Below are 17,141 nucleotides of genomic sequence, written 5' to 3' on the forward strand. Positions count from 1 at the left end.
ATGTTTGATAATTTTAATGAGAAAACATTTATTTTAAATATGGCTAGTGATTTAAATACTTTAAGTCAAATTTTAAGTAAAGAATACACAGTTTGTCTTTCTACGAAACAAATTACAGATATAGCTACACATATTAAAAAAAATGGTTCTTTTGATTATGAATTAAAACCTTTAGAATTTAAATTTGTAGACTATCCTTCTCATTTGTCTCATGAAAATATAGATAATTTAAGATTATTGTTTAGTATGAAGATCAAGGGAGAACATCAAAATATTCCTGAGCTAAAAGATTCATTGAGTCATTTGGAATTTAATATATGGATAACAGGAATAAATCGAAATAATCGAAGTTCTAATCCTTTTTATTCAATACATTTTGACCGACACCAAGAAGGTGAAAATCCTTCAAGTGAAATTCATCCAATTTATCATTTTCAATTTGGTGGAAGAAAAATTAAAGATAAAGGTATTGATCTAGGACAGGTACTATTTATGGATACACCAAGAATAATGCATCACCCTATGGATATATTTTTAGGAATTGATTTTGTCTTATCTAATTTTTTCCCAAAAGTTTGGGAAAGGTTCAAAAAGAATGGTACATATACTAATTTAATAAAAAAATATCAAACATATTTTATTTATCCATATTTTAGAACTATTACAAAACATTTTGAAGAGTCTATTAAACAACCATGGTGCTCGAAAGATATTTATCCTCAATTAATTGAGGTGAAATATTGAATCAAAAAATTTTTAATTATCTAAAAAAATACAATAAAGAAGTCTTTCCTATGAATAGGCTTCTTGTATCTACATACATATATTTAAATAAACTAGAAGTAAAAAAAAATAAAAAAATACTAGACTTACTGATATATGAACAAAATGAAGAAGAATATAAATCTTTAAATGAGTTTATGCTTCTTGTAAAGGAGATTGAGCGTGATTTTACCTACGAAGATCTTCTTGAGCTGTTTGAGTTTGTAATTTCTCCATCAGATAAGCTGGTAAATGGGGCAATTTATACGCCTAAAGATATTCGAGAGTTTATAACACATCAAGCATTTGAACAGCATAGGAATAATCAAAATATATATGATTTTAAAATAGCGGATATATCGTGTGGATGTGGAGGGTTTTTAATAGATGCCACAAAAGTTCTAAAGGAGAAAACAAATAAATCGTATAAGCAAATTTATAAAGAGAATATTTTTGGTGTGGATATACAACCTTATAGTATAGAAAGAACAGAGGTATTACTCACATTACTCGCTATAGAATATGGTGAAGATGAAGAAATATTTGATTTTCATTTATACGATGCTGACTCTTTAGAATTTGATTGGTATAAAGAAAATAGTCAAATAGAAGTGAGTAATGGTTTTGACATCATACTGGGTAATCCTCCTTATGTGTGTTCTAGGAACATGGATGAAAAGACAAAAATTTTAATGTCAAAATGGGACACTTGTGCTACAGGACACCCTGACCTATATATACCATTTTTCCAAATTGGATTTGAACTTTTAAGAGCACAAGGAATATTAGGATACATAACAGTAAACTCATTTACAAAAAGTCTTAATGGTCGAGGAATCAGAAACTATTTTCATGAAAAACAAGTGGAATTAAAAATAATTGACTTTGAAGATGAACAGATCTTTAACTCAAGGATGACCTATACGGCGATATGCTTTTTATCTAACAATCAATCAGATATAGTAAGATATTCTCCATTGAGAAAAGCTCAGTTGAGAGATAATTTTAAATACCAAGAATACCCATATAGCGAATTGTCAATTCAAAATGGTTGGTATCTCAAAAATAAAGATTTAGTTCAGAAAGTTGAAAATATTGGTACTCCATTAGGAAATATATATAACACGAAAAGCGGTATAGCTACTTTAAAAAATAGCATTTACATTTTTACACCAGTAAAGGAATCTACAAAATATTATTATATTGATGAAGATACAAAAGTAGAGAAAGGAATTTGCAAAAATATTGTAAACTCGAATCTTTTAATTAAAAATGACCAAATTGATAGTTTTATTGAAAAGATTATTTTCCCTTATGACTATGATGAAAACAATCAATTTTTTGTAATTCCCGAAGAAAAACTAGCAAAAAAACATCCTATGGCATATGAGTATTTATTAAAAAATAAAGCTGAACTTGCTTTAAGAGATAAAGGGAAAGGGAAAGATTACCCTTATTGGTATGCATTTGGTAGAAATCAATCACTAGAAAAAAGCAAATATAAACTTTTATTTCCACAGTTAGCAAGAAAAGATTTTAAAAGTTGTATTTCTGATGATGAAAATTTATATTTTTATAACGGAATGGCTGCATTGTCTGACAACCTAGAAGAGTTACAGATTTTAAACAAACTGTTTATGACGGAGATTTTTTGGAAGTATGTCTCAAGTATAAGTAAAAATTACGCATCAAACTATTTTTCACTTGGAAGAAACTACATAAAAAACTTTGGAATCTATGATTTTACTCAAGAGGAGAAAGATTATATCATCGGTGAAGAAGATATTGATAAATTAAATGATTTTTTTAATAAAGTATATAAATAATGAAAAATTTTAAAAAGTTTGAAAGTTTGTCAATGGTATGGGACAAGTGCTATTTACTTAAGCAAAATATAAAAAAACATACTTTAGAATTTTGATATTTATTGACATATGATGCTCAATAACGACATGAGGTGAAAGAGCCGTGTACCCCTCCCCAATTTTTAGACCAAGGTCAAGCTGATAATTTCTTGTCCTGATTATGCTTTTGTAAATATTTGATAGGGCTTAAATTTTCCAATGCCTCATGTGGTCTGTGATGATTATAGTCATATTTCCACTCTTTAACTTTTTCCCTCACTTCACTGAGTGATCCAAACACATAGCAGTTGAGCAATTCTCTTCTAAAGCTACCATTAAATCTTTCAACTCTAGCATTCTCGATAGGTTTTCCGGGTCTGATAAAATCTAGTGTGATATTGTGCTTATTACACCATAATTCAAGCTGTGTAGAGATAAACTCTGGACCATTATCAACACGGATGGTATTTGGATACCCTCTATATTCACAAACACGCTCTAGCGCTCTGATTACTCTATGTGCAGGGAGTGATGTATCTATCTCTACATCTAAAAATTCTCTGTTGTACTCATCGATGATATTTAGTAGGCGGTAGCGTTTGCCATACCAAAGAGTATCAGACATAAAATCCATAGACCAAACATCATTGATACACTCCAACTCTTGCAGTGGTGTCTGCACACGTTCTGGCAGGCAGTGCTTTGTTTTAGGGCGCATATTAAGTCCTAAAGACTTGTAAACTCTATATACTCGTTTATGATTCCAATCATATCCTGCATTACGAATTCGAAGATAGAGCTTTTTAAAACCATTACGGATGTGCTTAGTAGCAAAGTGATTGAGCGCATCAATCACCTCTCTATCCTCTTTTGGTGTAGCTTGATAATAAAAACTGCTACGATTTAGTCCAACTATTTTACATGCCTGACGAAGAGAAAGCTCATGTTCTTTATGAAGATGCTCTACAGCTTCTCGTTTACCGTCAGGCGTTAGAGCTTTTTTTCTAAAAGATCCTTTAGTGCGTGATTTTCAAGTGCCATATCTGCAAACATCTTTTTAAGCTTAGCGTTCTCATTCTCTAGCTCTTTGAGACGTTTTATGTCCGAGACGCTCATACCTCCATACTTACTTTTCTACACATAAAAGGTTTGATTACTAACACCATGTTTACGACACACATCAGAAACTCTCATCCCAGCTTCTACTTCATTTAAAATGCCCACAATTTGGCTCTCTGTAAATCTACTCTTCTTCATTCCTAACTCCTGCAATTATTTTAGCAGAAGTTATCAACTCATATTCGGTCTAGTTTTTGGGGAAGGGTACAATAAAAGTATTAAATAGGCTTCTTGATATTGGAAGTGAAAACTTTAAAGGCGATCTTACAAAAAAGAAATATGTAAAAATTGCTGATACTGCTGAAACCAATGCTTCAAGAGATATTGCAGATTTACTTCAAAAGGATTGCATCAAAAAAGTTGAGGGTACGACAGGAAGAGCAACTAGATATACTATTAATCATATAATTTAGCTCTCTTGCTAGTGGCATTAAATTATTTAGTTTTTACTTCTTAATGTTCAAAAACGCCACAAATAAAAAGATGGCAAGTGCAACTTTAGAGATTCCTTGCTTCATGCGCAACCATCAAAAAAGGGGCTCAAAACCTCACCTTCACCCCTAGTGTTCCATTAATCGCTCGTTCCCGCTCTCTCACCTGCCCCTCGGCCGTGGCAAAAAGCTCGGTGAGCCTGAGCACTTTATAGTTCACTCCCAAGTTGGCTTTACAGATTAGGCTTCCTCGATCGAGTGTCGTGCTTCGCCAGCTTCCCGCCTCTGGAGCACTAGAGAATCGCATCACAAGCGGAGTCTCTAAATCACCCCACTCCTTGAAGAATCCTACGCCAATATCCCAAGAGCCTCGATTCTCATAAAAAGACTGGATAAATTTCGCTCCCATGCCCGCTCCATAAAGCTTTGAGCGAAATCCATCGACAGCAAGGCCTGCTCCCCCTGCTCCCCCCTCGCTATAGCTATCTTGCTTGTAGCGATCATAGCGTAGCTCCACATAGGGCTCAATCGCCGAGCCCTGATCTAGCTTGTACGTGTAGGCTCCGCTGATCCAAATCCCCATCGCCTTCGCATCATACTGGGAATCAGCCCCACCTAGAAGCGTCTCCCTCTCGCTATCGGCTTCAATAAAAGCATAATCAATAGCCGAATCGATTCGGAAGTCACCCGCACACCTAGAACCATACACTCCCACTACCTGACTCTTCACCGTGGAGCTCAGCTGGCCATCGTTGGTCTTAAATCGACTCTGCAAAGAGGCAAAGGAGGCTCCATAGACGCTATCATTATCGCTTTTGTCGATTCCTATCTGGGTGCCATAAACATGGGTGTGAGAGGAGGCGATATTTTGAGCGCTATCGCTAGAGCTAGTGATTCTTCCTCCTAGCGCCTTTGCCCACATCGTGTAGTCGTAGGCATAAGGATCAACAATCCCCTTCTCCGTCCAAATTCCCTCCTCTTTAAGAATCTGAGCCAAGAGCATCCCATCTCCCGCATCGGCAAAATAGAGCCCGCCAAGACCTATCCCCGCCCTCGCCTGACTTAAATTCCCCAATCGAGTAGCGATGAGCGTCCCAAAAGGCAAATAGGAAGAGCGAGAGGAAGAACTCAAAGAGGCAAGATCATCTCCTCTTAGACTCAAAAAGGCACTTTGGGCTTGAGAGGCGCCCATGCTATCAATTCGGCTCAAGAGGGGTTGCATGGCGCTATTTGAGCCTACGCCATCCAGCACTGATGCAACCAAGACACCTCCGCCTGTAGCAATATCTCCATAGGTGACGGCGTTTTTAGCGAGTGTCAAATAGGCATGAGTGCTATCGTATGTAACACTTGGAGTCAAAAAAGCAAGATTGGTCGCCACATCCCCAAAAGTCCCACTAAGGCTAGTCGCACTCAAAATGGTGTAGAGGGTGGAGGTGTTCCAACTTCCAGCACTATCGGCCACAACAACGAGTTTGGCACCCCCAAGAGAAGCATTGCCATTCACATCCACCCTCCCCGAAGTGCCATTGGCATAGGCGTTGAGCCGATAGGTGCCGCCACTTGCAAAGTTCAGATTCCCCTCAACCCTCAAAGTGCTCGCCATGGGATAAAGTATGCCCCCATCATTGACGATGAGAGTGTTCACTGTGCCGCCGCCATTGAGAGAGGCTCCATCTTGTATTGTAAAGTTTTCAAAATTGATGATTTGAGAGAGTGAAAAATTGTTTGCGTAACCAAGCACTATAGAGTCCGTGCCACTCCCCCCATCTATGGTGCCATTGACGGTTCCGCCTAAAAGTTGCACGGTATCATCTCCGCTTCCCATATCTATTGCCATGCCATTTTGGCCCGTGATGGTGCCATGGTTAACAAGCGTATCCTCTCCAGCGCCCATCTGTATAGCCGCTGCCGCTGTTGTGCTGCCCACTTCATCAACTTTCACACTGCCACTTCCACCCGTGATCGTTCCGCTTGCATAGTTGGTGATTGTATCATCATAATTTCCTACAAGTCCAATAGCCGCCTTTGTCACCCCAATGATTGTCCCCCTATTTCCAATGATCTGCGCTCCACCCGCCGCTGTTGTCGTGCCTCTACCTGATGCCACAGCCGTTCCGTTTGATCCATCGTCTATGAGTATGCCAATGGATTGACCATAGATGGTGGCTCCTTCATAGTTGAAGAGGCTGCCACCCCCAGCAGCGATGCCCTCTGCACCATTTGGCAAACCCCCAGAGTCCACTCCGCCCGCTCCAAGCCCTTGTATGGTTCCATAATTTCTTATAATAGCCACCCCATCTATATCCACACCATCCCCATCTCCGTTGTTTGCAGTTGATGTGCCTCCATTGGAGGCTGAATGGTCATAAACATTGCCTTCTCCCGCATACGCCCCAGTGATCGTCCCGTAGTTGATGACCGTTCCCGTTCCATCGCTTCCCACGCCTGAGCCGTTATTGCCGATGATGGTCGCTCCCGCTTGATTGACAACATATATCTCCTCATCAGCCGTTATGGCGTGCCTAGAGCCACTAATGATTCCATAATTATCTATTTGAACCCCTGTTTTATCGCCCACATCTATTCCATCATGCGCTTTTGGATCTCCACTGCAAGTGCCCACACACTTTGTGTTAACGGGACCCGTGCTGATAATCGTCCCATAATTTACAATGCTCATATTGTGGCTAGGTCTAATAGCATCATCGCCCTCAGATTTGATCAAAGCGCTAGTGTTGGAGACTGAACCATTGATGATTGTATTCCCCATGGTTGCATTTGAATTTCTGAAATCAAGGGCTTGTCCGCTATCAGCCATCGAACCTTGTTTGATTATGGTTCCTTGGTTGTTGATGATTATGGTTGCTGTGCTATCAGCAATTTTGACTGTATCATCGCCTACAGAAGATAGGGTTCCATTGTTGTTGATAACGATTCGGGATGTTTTGTTGCTTGTATTGTTTCTGACCGCTCTGCCCGTTCCCGTTTGAGAGATAGTTCCATTATTGGTCAGCGTGATTATCGAATTGGTCGTAGTGGTAGGCGTAATCATCACACCAGCCGTGGATCCCGAAGTAGTGACACTCCCCTCGCTTGTCACGACTCCCGTGTTGCCATCATTCAATGTTTGCCCCGAGGTCACTGCCGTATTGACTGTAAAATCAGCCCCCCAAAGAGGAGAGGTGCTTGATAGGGTTGCTGCGAATATCGCCCCATGTATGGTTTTCATTCAAAACATCCTCATAATTTTTGTTGTTATTGTGATAAACATAATTTTTAATTATAAGCCTGCTCTGTTACAAAAAAATTTCCACTCGACTCGCCCTCAAAAGGCTCACCAAAAAATAGAGAATCTCCGCAATACGATATAATGCTTTCGTCACACAAAATCGCACAAGGTCTCATCTGCACATGTTCAAAGAACTGCAAACCCTACTCAAAAGTCGACACACCCTAGCGCACGCGCTGACCAAAAAGCATCTCTATGCGCTTGGATTGCTGCTCATCCTCCTTTTTGTCTCCTACGCGATTCTTCAAAGTGCCATCGCCCAGCAAAGAGATGATGCCTATCTTGTGAATATCAGCGGAAAACAGCGAATGCTCGCCCAGCGGATCGTCTCCCTCTCTCAAAATATCGCCTCAAGAAAATTTCTAGGGCGCGACTATCTTGAAGCGAGCGAGGAGCTTAAGCTCAGCCTCCAAGAGCTTGATTTCATCCACAAAAGCCTCCGCCAAAAGGCGCTTCACACCGAGGGATTCTCGCTCAATCGCCGCTCTCCTCTCTATGAGGTCTATTTTGGTTCATGGAATCTAGCGATTAAGCTGGAGAGTTTTTTGGGCGAGGGGGTGAGACTATTAGAGAGCGAGGAGACTGAAGAGACACTCTTTTTGAGTCAGAATCTCTTGGAGATGTGGGAGGGGGATCAGGGACTTTTGGGGGTGCTAGAGCTTGGCACGCTCACCTTTCAGCTAGAGAGCGAACACCGAATCGACACACTCCAAAAAACCGCGCTAGGAATCATCCTCCTTATCGTCGTGGTTCTTTTTTTGGAGGCACTCTTTGTGATTCGCCCTGCCATCTTGGAGCTCGCCCTTATTGAAGAGAAGTGCAAAAAATGTCTAAACAAGAGAGAATCGACCGAGGATTCCTAGGAGAATCATCGCCGCTAGCCCTGCAAAGAATCCCGCCAAAGCGTCATCTCCCACCACGCCAAGCCCTCCTTTGACCTTTTGGTCGATTTTTCCGATGAGCGAGGGTTTCCAAATATCAAAAAGACGGAAAAAGAGCACCGCCAAAACCACGCCAAGCCCATGAAATCCCACCATAGAGAGCGCGATCCATGTGCCTACAAGCTCATCCACAACAATCTCTTGGGAATCGTGGCTAGCGCCCTCTTGCTCCTCTTTGTCGATCTCACGCACCGCGATCGCCCCCACCAATAGAGCGAGCATCAACACCGTGGAAGCGGGAAGAAGATAGAGAAGTGGGAGGGCTAAAATCGCTGAAACTACCGTCCCAACCGTACCCGGAGCCCTCTTTGAGAGTCCAGCTCCGCCAAGTGTGAGAAAAATTCGTCTTGCATTCATGGATTAAGATTCCTTAGGGTTTAGGTGAGGGAAGAGGTTTGGTACAAATCCATGAGCTTGAGGTAGAACTCCTCATCACTCCGCTCTTCCAGCAAGCCCTCAGAGGGCATCATGTCATAATAGAGTCGCTCTAGATTCTTGAAACGATTGGGGAAGAGCTCGCTTAAAATGATCGCAGAGATCTCTTTGCGCACCAACACCGCTGGAGGCAATAGTCCAAGTCGGAAAAACTCAAAGATCGAATCGGAGTGGTAGGTGATGTGATGGTGGTGTCCATGGGGGCAAGTTTTGGTGCTCACCAGCGTGCGACACATATTGCAATAGACAAACTCGCTCATGATTTTGATGTCGATATCAATCCCTTTGAGCGTGTCAAAAATAGAGCGCATCTGGTTGCGATCATAATACATTGAAAGTCCTGCGTGGTTGGCTCCGGTGACTAGCTTGTCACATCCAAGATTCTGCGCAACAATCGCATCCAAAATCATCTCATTTCCGCCCGCAAAGAGATAGGTGTCCTCTAGGGGCACAATGAGCACGCGGCTTTTGGGGAGGTAGTTTTCCACCAAATACTCTAGCGTCTTGTGGCGCAATGAGTAGTCCATAATATCCGTACGATAGGGCTTGAGCAAAAAGAGCACCAAAAGATCGGTCTCATCGAGCGTGAGGCGGATGATTCGTTCATGCCCTCGATGCAGGGGCTTCGCCGAGAGCATGAGCGCTGCGGTGTGTTTCGCTCCGATGGCCTCTTGCGCCTCTTTAATCTTGCGCTTCACCTCTTTGACATCTTCAAATTCACTCACTACATAGTCACCACAAACCGCATAATTCCCAAGCCGTTTATAGATGGCGTGTGCCTTGGGGGAGGAGAGATCGCCCCCCATGATCTTTTTGAATCGATGCTCCCTGTCAATAGGAAAAACCTCATCCACGACAATCTTCCCATAGACCTTTTTGTCGCAAATCAACTCCAAAACCTCACCTTTGTGAGCGTTTTTGAGCACTTGCTCATTTTTTTGCCCGCTAGGGGAGAGGAGAAAAGGCACGGGGAAGGTCTTGCCCTGATAGATTCCACTCCTATCAACCTCTTGCATCTCTTTAGCATTCATAAGCCCCTTCACAGGAGCAAGCAGCCCCTCTTGGCAGAGCGCAAGGACAGAGAGCGCCTCCTTGTCGATATAAAGAGCCCTATTTTTTCTTGCTGATTCCATATTTTTTCCTCTTTTCCCAAAGGCTCTTTCTGGACATTCCAAGCCGTCTAGAGAGCTCGGTGTCAGGGTATTTATTTTCGTATCGAACGATGATATTTTTGATGTAATCATCCAAAGAGAGAATCTCTCCCCCCAGATCAAGATTTTTCACGCCACTGCTAATATCCACCACCGAGGGGAACTCAATCTCCTCCGAAGAGACAAAAGAAAGAATCACGCAAGACTTGGCAACAATCTCCAAAAGCTCCTTGCGCTCGCTCTTTTTAAGCTCCTCTAAGCCCACGATATATTTGATCTCTCGACATGGAAGCGCCCGTTTGAGTTTGTCACGCCAATGGAATCCCTCTTTGATAGAGAGGAAATCTAGAGGAATGTCTTTATGCTTGGCGTAGGCGATCGCGTAGGCATCAGCGCTCTTTTGGGTGCTGCTTTTAATCACAAAGGGGGTTGTGAGCTTTTGATTGAGGGAGGAGGGAAAGTCCGATAGGGCAAAATCGAGATAGCGGCGGTAGAATTGCACCTCTTTTTTAAGCTTTTGAAAGGTGCGATAGTGCTCTATTTTGCGGATGAGCTCATCAATCATAAAAGGCTTTAGGATGTAGTCCTTGGCCCCCGCTTTGAGCGGCTTACTCACCGTGTCATCGCTCACATAGGAGATCATGAGGATGATAATCGAATCTTTATGCTTTTCGATGATGGGGTAGTAGTTTTGACCTGAAACATTCGTAGAGAGGAGCACCACATCATACTCCTGCTCCCTCAAAGCTTCATTCACCAAAGAGACGATCTCACACTCAAAGCCAAAATCACTCAACTTCGCCGCAATGCTTTGCGCCAAATAGATCTCATTTTCAACGATTAAAACACGCATGCTTTGTCCAATCCAACAGTTTTAAAACCACCTGAGCGCTCACAGCGACCCCCTCTTTTCTTCCAACAAACCCCAGCGATTCTGTAGTAGTGGCCTTCACCGAGATTCTCTGCCTTGAGACCTCCATGACCTCGCCTAGCCTTCGCTCCATTGCCTCTTTATAAGGAGAGAGCTTAGGGGCTTGCGCCATGATGGTGAGATCCGCGTTGATGAGCTCAAAACCTATTCCGCGGATAAACTTTATCACCTCTTGAAGCAGAAGCGTCGAATCGACCCCCTTGTAGGCCAAGTCGCTATCAGGGAACCACTCCCCAATATCGCCCGCCCCCGCCGCACCCAAAAGCGCGTCAATGAGCGCATGGATGGCCACATCTCCATCGCTATGAGCCTTGAAAGTCACGGGAGCGGGAATATTCACTCCAGCCAATCTGAGTCCCTCCCCCTCCATGAAGGCGTGCACATCAAAGCCACTCCCCCCATAACACCCCCCAAAAGGAGGTTCAAACCCCTGAAGAAGCGTGAGCTCGTGGGGATGGGTGAGCTTTTTGAGTCGCTCGCTCCCCTCGACCAAAAGCACCCGCCCGCCACTCTTAGCGATCGCGCTGCTCTCATCAGTGAAATCCCCCTGCCTAAAGGCCAAAAGAAGCGATTCGACATGGCTGAGCTGAGGAGTTTGAATGAGCTTCACTTCACTCCTAGAGAGGTATTCTCCCTGATAGCTCACGGTGTCGCTCACTCCAATGGCAGGAGCCACGCACTCCGCCTCGCCAAGGCGCCCTATCACCCTAGAGATCACCTCCGAAGGCACATCAAAGCGCGCCACATCACTGACTAAAACCCAAGGGGTTTTCACGCTCGCAAGCGCATTTTGGAGCGATTCTTGGCGCGTCCCTCCGCCCTCAATCACCTCAAAATCAACCTGCTTTTGCATATACTTCACCTCTTTAGGCGAAGCGGTGATGATCACCTGATCAAAGCAGGCTTGCTTGGATAGATGCAAAGCGACATGCTTCCAAAGGGGAGTCTCGCCGAGGCGAAGCCACTGTTTCTTGATCGAAAGCCCCTGACGAAAGCGGCTCGATTCCCCTGCCCCCATAACGACTAAAGAGACTTGGCTCAAAAAGCCCTCCTTATAACCCTCTCAATGCTTCAAAGCTAATTCACTCAATGTGTTACGAAATTATACACATCAAAAGCTTGGTTTTATCTTTTTTTGGATAATTTTGCCTTTCCCAAAAAGACCATAAATCACGAGGAAGCGATGCGCCAAAGCTGGATAGAGAAGCGAAAAAACGACTCGGTGAGGACTCAGCTCCACTACGCTAGAGCGGGAATCATCACCGAAGAGATGCAAGCCGTTGCCAATGTCGAAGGGTTAAGCGAAGAGCTTATCCGTAGCGAAGTGGCTAGGGGTCGCCTTGTCATTCCCGCCAACATCCATCACCTCTCCCTCTCCCCTATGGGAATCGGAGTCGCGGCGAGAACCAAAATCAATGCCAACATCGGCAGCTCCTCTTTAGCGAGCTGTATCGAAGAGGAGATCGAAAAGACGCTCGTCTCCATTAAATATGGAGCGGACACCATCATGGACCTAAGCACAGGAGGCGATTTAGACGCGATTCGATGCGCGGTGATCGAGCACTCCAGCGTCCCTATTGGAACGGTGCCCATCTATCAGATTCTTCATGATGTTCAGGGCGATATCAAAAACCTCACCATCGATTCGATGCTGGAGGTGATGGAGCGCCAAGCACGCCAAGGGGTGAGCTACTTCACGATTCACTGTGGATTCCTCCTAGAGCACCTTCCCAAAGTCGCCAAGCGCAAAATGGGAATCGTGAGTCGTGGCGGCAGTCTCATGGCCTCCTACATGATGCACTATCACAAGCAAAATCCTTTTTATGAGGCGTTTGATGAGATATTAGCCATCTGCAGGGAGTATGATGTGACGCTCAGCCTTGGAGATTCGCTTCGCCCGGGCTGCCTAGCCGATGCCAGCGATGAGGCTCAGCTAGCTGAGCTCAAAGTCTTGGGCGAGCTCACTTTGAGGGCCTGGGAGAAGGATGTGCAGGTGATGATTGAAGGACCCGGCCATGTTCCCATGAATCAGATCGAGCGCAATGTGAAGCTTCAAAAAGAGCTCTGCCATGAGGCGCCTTTTTATGTGCTTGGCCCGCTAGTGACGGATATCGCCGCAGGGTATGACCATATCGCCTCCGCCATTGGTGCAGCCATTGCTGCATGGAAAGGGGTCGCGATGCTCTGCTATGTCACCCCCAAGGAGCACCTAGGACTCCCCAATGCCAAAGATGTTCGCGAGGGAATCCTTGCCTACAAGATCGCTGCCCACGCGGCGGATATTGCTAGGGGGAGAATCGGGGCGAGGGATAGAGACGATGCGATGAGCGATGCGCGCTACGCCTTTGACTGGAATCGCCAATTCGAGCTCGCCCTAGACCCCGATCGCGCGAAAGAGTATCATGATGAATCACTTCCTCAAGAGGTTTTCAAGGAGGCAAAATTTTGCTCCATGTGCGGGCCAAAGTTTTGCAGTTATAAAATCAGTCAAGAGATTGTCTCAAAACATGCATCAGGAGAATCACTCACATGAAAAATGAAGCTATTTTAGACCTCCTCAAAGAGGTCACCTACCCCGGATTTGAAAAAGATATTGTCACCTTTGGCTTTGTCCAAAAGGCTCTTTTAGAGAATGATACTCTCCATGTGGCCATCAAGATTCCCTCTGGTGTGCCTGAGGTAGAGCAGAAGCTCCGCGCTGAGATCACCCAAAAACTCGCCCCTCTTGGAGCCAAAAATATTGACCTCGTGATTGAACAACCCCAAGCCCAAGAGGAGCCCAAACCCCAAGGCCCCAAAAACATTGCCCCCCATATCAAAAATTTTGTCATGGTGAGCAGCGGCAAAGGGGGCGTGGGCAAGAGCACCAGTAGCGTCAACCTCGCTATCGCCCTAGCCCAACAGGGCAAGCGCGTGGGACTTTTGGATGCGGACATCTATGGTCCTAATATCCCTCGAATGCTCGGCCTCACCAAAGAGCGCCCCGATGTGAACGCCGAACAGAAAAAACTGATTCCTTTGAGCGCCTATGGCGTGGAGATGATGAGTATGGGCGTGCTCTATGAAGAGGGTCAATCCCTCATTTGGCGAGGGCCTATGATCATCCGAGCCATCGAGCAGATGCTCAAAGATGTGCTTTGGAGCGATCTAGATGTGCTCGTGATTGATATGCCTCCTGGCACAGGCGATGCTCAGCTCACCCTAGCCCAAAGCGTCCCCGTCACCGCTGGAGTGACGGTCACTACACCCCAGCGTGTGGCTTTGGATGATTCGGAGCGAAGCCTGGATATGTTCAAAAAGCTCAAGATTCCCATCGCAGGAATCATCGAGAATATGAGTGGATTCATCTGCCCTGATAGTGGCAAAGAGTATGACATTTTTGGCAAAGGCACCAGCCAAGCGGTCGCTGAGGATTTCAAAACTCAGGTGCTCGCCCAAGTGCCCATTGAGCCTGCCGTGCGAGAGGGAGGAGATGCGGGCAAGCCCATCGTCTTTTTTAGACCTGAGAGCCAAAGCGCTAAAGAGTATATGAAAGCCGCTTCGATTCTTTGGAGCTTCATTGAGCAAGCCAATAGCCAAAAGATCGTTGACAATAGCGAGATTCAGCCTGTGGACGCGGGTAAATCCGCCTGCTCCTCTTAAAAAGGAGCCCTCCTGTCTCCCTCGCACATTCGCTTTAACAACCTCTCCAAGCGCTATGGCGAAGCGCTGGTGCTAGATCAAATCTCTCTTGAGATTCCCAAGGGAACCATCTATGGACTCGTGGGCCATAGCGGTGCGGGCAAATCGACTCTATTGCGTACTATAAACGGACTAGAGGGATTTGATGAGGGAGAGCTTTGGGTGGATGGCGTCGATCTCCAATCACTTCAAGGCGATGCTTTGAGGGTATTTCGTAAAAACATTGGCATGATTTTCCAACATTTTTCCCTCATGGCACGCCAAAATGTCTTTGAAAATGTCGCTCTGCCTTTGCGTTGCTGGAAATACCCTGAGGCAGAGATCCAAAAACGTGTCTTTAATCTCCTCTCTCTTGTGGGCTTAGAATCCAAAAGCGATTCCTATCCAAGCGCGCTGAGCGGTGGACAAAAACAGCGAGTCGCTATCGCTAGGGCGCTCACGCTAGAGCCTCAAATTCTTCTCTCTGATGAGGCAACAAGCGCCCTTGACCCCTCCATGACCCAATCGATTCTAGACCTTTTGCAGACCATCAATCAGGAGCTTGGGGTCACGGTTGTCCTCGTGACGCATGAGATGGAGGTGGTGAAGAAGCTCTGCCACCACGCCGCCTTTTTGGAGGGAGGAAAACTCCTAAGAAGCGGCAACATTGAAGAGCTATTCTTGCAACCCGACCCCAAAATGCGCCATTTCCTTGGAGAGAGTGAAGTGCTTCCCAAGGAGGGGGTCAATATCCGACTCTACTTCCCCAAAGAGGTCGCACAAAATCCTATCATCACGCAGATGGCACGCCAGCTGTCGCTTGATTTCTCGATTGTTTGGGGCAAGCTAGAGCGTTTTGGCGAGGATGTACTTGGATCGCTAGTGATCAATATCCCTGAAGCAAGACAGGAAGAGGCGGAGCGATTTTTAGAATCTAGCGGCGTGCGCTGGGAGGTGTTGTGATGGAAAATTTGTGGTTTAAGATTTTGCTCCCCGCGACTTGGGAGACCCTCTATATGAGCCTAGTCGCCACACTCATCGCCCTAGGGCTTGGAATCTTTCCAGCGATTTTGCTCACCCTCTCTGACCCTAGGGGTCTCCGCCCCAACCCCAAACTCTACCAAGGGCTTGATCTCCTCATCAACACCCTCCGCTCTTTCCCGTTTTTGATTCTCATGATCGTGCTCTTTCCCCTCACTAAATTCCTCCTAGGCAAGACCATCGGCACGACGGCCGCGATCGTTCCACTGAGCATCGGGGCTGCTCCTTTTGTCGCGAGGATTCTTGAAGGAGCGCTCAAAGAGGTGGATAAAGGAGTGATTGAAGCGGCCAAGAGCTTTGGCGCGGGCGACTATCAGATTATCTTTAAAATCATGTTCTCCGAAGCCCTCCCCTCAATCGTCTCAGGACTCACGCTCACACTCATCACTGTGATTGGATTCTCAGCCATGGCGGGAGCCATCGGTGGGGGCGGGTTGGGAGATGTGGCGATCAAATATGGCTACTATCGATTCCAGACCGAAGTGATGGTCTATACGGTGATTCTGCTCATTGTACTGGTGCAGATCATCCAAGCACTAGGTGATTTTCTCTACCGCAAAATCAAACATTAATTTTTTAAAGACTACAATTCGCCCAAGGGAATTTATTCCCAATAAATTCAATAGAAATAGTAAGGAATCAACATGAGGAATCACAAACCCCTCCTTTCTGCCCTCTTCCTTGGCTCTCTTTTGCTCTTTAGCGGATGCTCCGAAGGAAAAAAAGAGGAAGCCTCCAAGTCTCCCGAGGTTCAATCCAAACCTCTCAAACTCGTAGTCGGTGCGACTCCAGAGCCACACGCTACGATTCTTGCTCAGGTGGTTGCGCCTTTAAAAGAGAAGGGAATCACGCTAGAAGTCAAAGAGTTCACTGATTATGTGACCCCCAATATGTCCCTAGAGGATGGCTCGCTCGATGCCAACTTCTTCCAGCACGCCCCCTATCTTGACCAATTCAACAAAGAAAAAGGCACTCACCTGCTTAGCATAGGCAATGTCCACCTAGAGCCCATGGGAATCTACTCCTCTAAAATCACTAAGCTAGAAGAGCTCAAAGAGGGTGATAGCGTGGCGATCCCCAATGACCCAACTAATGGCTCAAGAGCGCTTCGGATTCTTGAAAAAGAGGGACTCATCAAGCTCGCTAGCAAACCCCTCCTCTCCGCTCTAGATGTGGTGGAGAACCCTAAAAAACTTCAATTCAAAGAGCTCGATGCGCCCCAGCTCACCCGCACCCTAGGCGAAGTGGCTATTGCAGTGATCAACACCAACTACGCCCTCATGGCCAACCTCAACCCTCTCAAAAATGCACTTGCGCTCGAATCTAAAGATTCTCCCTACGCGAACATCCTCGTGGTCAAAAGCGGCAAAGAGAATGATGAGCGAATCAAGGCTCTCGTGCAAGCCCTCCAGAGCGAATCGATTAAAAGCTTTATCCTAGAAAAGTATCAAGGGGCAATTCTTCCTGCCTTCTAAAGCCCAGACAGCCCCTTCTCTTGGGGGCTTGTCCATTTTCTCTTGATTCCGCTACAATA

General features: G+C 45.3%; 13 protein-coding genes and 1 pseudogene. 8 read left to right on the forward strand and 6 right to left on the reverse strand.

Translation table 11 applies throughout. From position 1 onward, the window contains the following. Entirely contained in the window at positions 1-744 is a 744-nt protein-coding gene (locus tag WS_RS09070; RefSeq protein ID WP_041571897.1) for a hypothetical protein, read from the forward strand. Then, on the forward strand, positions 741-2,588 hold the full coding sequence (locus WS_RS09075; RefSeq protein ID WP_011139722.1) for an HsdM family class I SAM-dependent methyltransferase: 1,848 nt from the start codon (positions 741-743) through the stop codon (positions 2,586-2,588). The genes WS_RS09070 and WS_RS09075 overlap by 4 nt, the downstream gene beginning before the upstream one ends. A gap of 172 nt (positions 2,589-2,760) precedes the next feature. Here the strand turns inward: WS_RS09075 and WS_RS09080 are convergent. Both WS_RS09080 and WS_RS09090 read right to left on the reverse strand, forming a co-directional pair. Beyond that, positions 2,761-3,863: pseudogene (locus WS_RS09080) on the reverse strand (IS3-like element ISWsu1 family transposase). A gap of 402 nt (positions 3,864-4,265) precedes the next feature. Continuing rightward, positions 4,266-7,388 (reverse strand): autotransporter outer membrane beta-barrel domain-containing protein, encoded by a 3,123-nt coding sequence (locus WS_RS09090; protein ID WP_011139724.1) that lies wholly within the window; start codon positions 7,386-7,388, stop codon positions 4,266-4,268. A 182-nt stretch (positions 7,389-7,570) separates the two neighbouring features. On the opposite strand from WS_RS09090, the gene WS_RS09100 reads away from it, so the two are divergent. Continuing rightward, positions 7,571-8,311, forward strand: coding sequence for a type IV pili methyl-accepting chemotaxis transducer N-terminal domain-containing protein (locus WS_RS09100; RefSeq protein WP_011139725.1), 741 nt, complete (start codon positions 7,571-7,573; stop codon positions 8,309-8,311). Here the strand turns inward: WS_RS09100 and WS_RS09105 are convergent. From WS_RS09105 to WS_RS09120, 4 genes are read right to left on the reverse strand one after another with little or no spacing between them, the layout of a single operon-like run. Further along, positions 8,279-8,746, reverse strand: a complete 468-nt coding sequence (locus tag WS_RS09105) for a phosphatidylglycerophosphatase A family protein (protein WP_011139726.1) — start codon at positions 8,744-8,746, stop codon at positions 8,279-8,281. The two genes, WS_RS09100 and WS_RS09105, sit on opposite strands and share 33 nt — an antisense overlap. A 20-nt stretch (positions 8,747-8,766) precedes the next feature. Continuing rightward, the gene (locus WS_RS09110; protein ID WP_011139727.1) at positions 8,767-9,957 is read right to left on the reverse strand and encodes a sulfate adenylyltransferase; all 1,191 of its coding nucleotides are present in this window, start codon (positions 9,955-9,957) and stop codon (positions 8,767-8,769) included. After that, positions 9,935-10,828 carry a response regulator gene (locus tag WS_RS09115; RefSeq protein ID WP_011139728.1) on the reverse strand — a complete coding sequence of 298 codons (894 nt, stop codon included), beginning with the start codon at positions 10,826-10,828 and terminating at the stop codon, positions 9,935-9,937. Before WS_RS09115 ends, WS_RS09110 begins: the two co-directional genes overlap by 23 nt. Continuing rightward, positions 10,809-11,948 (reverse strand): bifunctional 2-C-methyl-D-erythritol 4-phosphate cytidylyltransferase/2-C-methyl-D-erythritol 2,4-cyclodiphosphate synthase, encoded by a 1,140-nt coding sequence (locus WS_RS09120; protein ID WP_011139729.1) that lies wholly within the window; start codon positions 11,946-11,948, stop codon positions 10,809-10,811. The genes WS_RS09115 and WS_RS09120 overlap by 20 nt, the downstream gene beginning before the upstream one ends. A 141-nt stretch (positions 11,949-12,089) precedes the next feature. Here WS_RS09120 and thiC point away from each other — a divergent pair, with 141 nt between their 5' ends. The 5 genes from thiC (at position 12,090) to WS_RS09145 (ending at position 17,082) form a co-directional block, all read left to right on the forward strand. Next, positions 12,090-13,439: a phosphomethylpyrimidine synthase ThiC gene (thiC, locus tag WS_RS09125; RefSeq protein WP_011139730.1), complete on the forward strand. Its 1,350-nt coding sequence runs from the start codon at positions 12,090-12,092 to the stop codon at positions 13,437-13,439. Then, on the forward strand, positions 13,436-14,548 hold the full coding sequence (locus WS_RS09130) for an Mrp/NBP35 family ATP-binding protein (RefSeq protein ID WP_011139731.1): 1,113 nt from the start codon (positions 13,436-13,438) through the stop codon (positions 14,546-14,548). Before thiC ends, WS_RS09130 begins: the two co-directional genes overlap by 4 nt. Before the next feature lie 69 nt (positions 14,549-14,617). Continuing rightward, positions 14,618-15,529: a methionine ABC transporter ATP-binding protein gene (locus tag WS_RS09135; protein WP_011139732.1), complete on the forward strand. Its 912-nt coding sequence runs from the start codon at positions 14,618-14,620 to the stop codon at positions 15,527-15,529. After that, positions 15,529-16,179 (forward strand): methionine ABC transporter permease, encoded by a 651-nt coding sequence (locus tag WS_RS09140; protein WP_011139733.1) that lies wholly within the window; start codon positions 15,529-15,531, stop codon positions 16,177-16,179. The genes WS_RS09135 and WS_RS09140 overlap by 1 nt, the downstream gene beginning before the upstream one ends. A gap of 72 nt (positions 16,180-16,251) precedes the next feature. Beyond that, complete coding sequence (locus WS_RS09145; protein ID WP_011139734.1) at positions 16,252-17,082, forward strand: MetQ/NlpA family ABC transporter substrate-binding protein; 831 nt, start codon at positions 16,252-16,254, stop codon at positions 17,080-17,082. Positions 17,083-17,141: the final 59 nt, after the last annotated feature.

The sequence above is a fragment of the Wolinella succinogenes DSM 1740 genome, assembly GCF_000196135.1.
Classification (GTDB): domain Bacteria; phylum Campylobacterota; class Campylobacteria; order Campylobacterales; family Helicobacteraceae; genus Wolinella; species Wolinella succinogenes.